Origin of the sequence: Phenylobacterium sp. (assembly GCF_025351295.1) — a bacterium.
Taxonomy (GTDB): domain Bacteria; phylum Pseudomonadota; class Alphaproteobacteria; order Caulobacterales; family Caulobacteraceae; genus Phenylobacterium.
The window spans coordinates 1-2,476 of record NZ_JANXWD010000055.1; the positions used below are offsets into that span (position 1 = coordinate 1).

General features: G+C 66.6%; 3 protein-coding genes and 1 tRNA gene. All 4 read left to right on the top strand.

The annotated features are described in order from the left end of the window. Positions 1 to 228 precede the first annotated feature (228 nt). The 4 genes from Q0R13_RS08400 to nusG all read left to right on the top strand — a co-directional run bounded on the left by Q0R13_RS08400 (position 229) and on the right by nusG (position 2,360). On the top strand, positions 229 to 1,068 hold the full coding sequence (locus Q0R13_RS08400) for a DUF2807 domain-containing protein (RefSeq protein WP_293902331.1): 840 nt from the start codon (positions 229 to 231) through the stop codon (positions 1,066 to 1,068). 236 nt (positions 1,069 to 1,304) lie between these two features. Further along, positions 1,305 to 1,380, top strand: a tRNA-Trp gene (locus tag Q0R13_RS08405). Positions 1,381 to 1,457: 77 nt separating this feature from the next. Beyond that, positions 1,458 to 1,784: a preprotein translocase subunit SecE gene (gene secE, locus Q0R13_RS08410; RefSeq protein WP_293902333.1), complete on the top strand. Its 327-nt coding sequence runs from the start codon at positions 1,458 to 1,460 to the stop codon at positions 1,782 to 1,784. Positions 1,785 to 1,790: 6 nt separating this feature from the next. Then, positions 1,791 to 2,360: a transcription termination/antitermination protein NusG gene (gene nusG, locus Q0R13_RS08415; RefSeq protein ID WP_293902335.1), complete on the top strand. Its 570-nt coding sequence runs from the start codon at positions 1,791 to 1,793 to the stop codon at positions 2,358 to 2,360. Positions 2,361 to 2,476: the final 116 nt, after the last annotated feature.

Sequence of the window (2,476 nt, forward strand, 5' to 3'; positions counted from 1 at the left end):
GGGGAGGGACCGCTTGCCGCAGGCAAGCAGGGTGGGGAGCCCACGTTCAAGCGCAGAGCGTGGACCCGTATTCCCCACCCGGACTGCTTCGCAGTCTGTCCCTCCCCATGAAGGGGAGGGAAACGGCGCATCGCGTCCCCGAACCATGACAAACCCGTCATGACCGCGAATTAAGCTGTGTCGCCACCGACCGGCGACTAGCTTCCCCGCGAACTGGGGAGACACATCATGCGCCTGCAAATCGCTCTGCTCGTGGCGGCCGCCGCGTTCACCGCGGGGGCCGCGCAGGCCGCCAGCGTCGAGATCCGCGACGCCGCCGCGAGGGTCACCGTGGTCCCCGAGGACCGCAATGACGTGAAGGTCGAGATCGTCGCGCCCAACGCCAGGCTGCCGCTCACCGTCCGCACCGAGGGCGATCGCACCGTCATCGACGGCGACCTCTACCATCGGATCCGCGGCTGCCACGGGATGGGCCAGGACGGCCGCATCGGCATCCGCGGGGTCGGCGACGTCCGCTGGAGCGAGATGCCCCAGGTGGTGATTCACACGCCCAGGGCCGTGGCGATCGTCACCAACGGCGCGGTGCAGGGGGCCATCGGCCGCGCCGGCAGCCTCGACCTGCACAATTCCGGCTGCAGCGCCTGGACCATCGCCGATGTGGCCGGCGACGTGACCTTGCAGGAGTCCGGCGCCGGCTCGGTCCGGATGGGCGCGTCGAGCCGCCTGGACGTGCGGCTGTCGGGCGCGGCCAACATCCATGCCACCCACGTTCGCCAGGGCCTGGAGGCGCGGCTCTCCGGGGTGGGCGACGTCCGCGTCGACCAGCTGGACGGCGCGATGGACGCCCAGGTCTCCGGCGTCGGCAAGGTGGACGTGGATGGCGGTCGGGCCAGCCTGGTGCACGCCTCAGTCTCCGGCATGGGCTCGGTCGCGTTCGGCGGCGTGGCCAGCGACCTTGACGCCTCGATCTCCGGCCTGGGTTCGGTGCGCGTGCAGGAGGTCACCGGCTCGATCCGCAAGTCGATCTCGGGCGGCGGCTCGGTGCAGGTGGCCAAGCGGCCGATCTAGGACGGATCCGGCCCTCTGAGGTCGCCGCGTCGGCGCGCCCTCTGTCTGACCTCCGGCGGCCGTTCGGTCCCCCAGCTGAGCGCCAAGAGGCTTGAAAACGCAGGCCGCTTGCGTCATACGCCTGCGTCCTATCCGACATCGTGGAGTCTTCTTTTCTAACCGCCCTGCGCGGACGACGGGTGCTCACCCCCCGGCGTGGAAAAGCGGATCGAAGCGGGGCCGGACAAGGGTGATCTAGGAGTGTAGCTCAGCTGGTAGAGCGTCGGTCTCCAAAACCGAAAGTCGTGGGTTCGAGTCCCTCCACTCCTGCCACCCTATATGACTACCAACCTATATGAGACGAGGAGCGCGGGCTGTCCGCCGCTCCAGATGAGAGTTTGAAGCGCCGCATGGCCAGGAAACCGGGAAAACGCCCGCAAGCGATCCGCGATCGCGCCGCCAGGACCGCGACGGTCATGGCCACGCCTTCGGCCGTCGCCGCGGCGCCCGCCAAGTCGGGCGGCGGCCTGATCCAGGCGCTCGCCAATACGCCGAAGTTCTTCCGCGAGGTCCGCGCCGAGGCCCGCAAGATCACCTGGACCAGCCGCAGCGAGACCTGGATCACCTCGGTGATGGTCGCGATCATGGTGGTGCTGGCGGCGCTGTTCTTCTGGGGGGTGAACACGATCTGCAACTTCGCGATCACCTTCCTCCTCAAAATCGCGACCGGCGGGTAAGCCATCATGTCTGAAGCAGCCACCGCCCCGCCCAAGGGCAATCCGCGCCACAAGTGGTACATCGTCCACGCCTACTCGAACTTCGAGAAGAAGGTCGCCGACAGCATCCGCGAGCAGGCCAAGAACCAGGGCCTGGAGGAGGAGTTCTCCGAGATCCTGGTGCCCACCGAGGACGTGGTCGAGATCCGGCGCGGCCGGAAGGTCAATTCCGAGCGCAAGTTCTTCCCCGGCTATGTGCTGGTGAAGATGGAGCTGACGGACGAGGCCTATCACCTGATCAAAAACACCCCGAAGGTGACGGGTTTCCTGGGCTCGGGGTCGAAGCCGATTCCAGTCTCCGAGAAGGAAGTGTCGCGCATCATCGGGGCCATCGAAGAGGGCGTGGAGCGGCCGAAGCCGACCATCTCGTTCGAGATCGGCGAGACCGTGAAGGTCATCGACGGCCCGTTCGCCAGCTTCAACGGCTCGGTGGAACAGGTCGACGAGGAACGCACCCGCCTGCGCGTCACCGTCTCCATCTTCGGCCGCGCCACCCCGGTCGAGCTGGAATACAGCCAGGTCGAGAAGGCCGGCTAGCAGGCTGTTGAAAAAGTCGACGGTGAGGGCCGATTTTCGCCCTCTCATGGCCCTTCCGCTCAAACAGGCAAAATCTCGTAGTTGAAATAATTGGGTTTTCTGAATCTCTAGGGCTG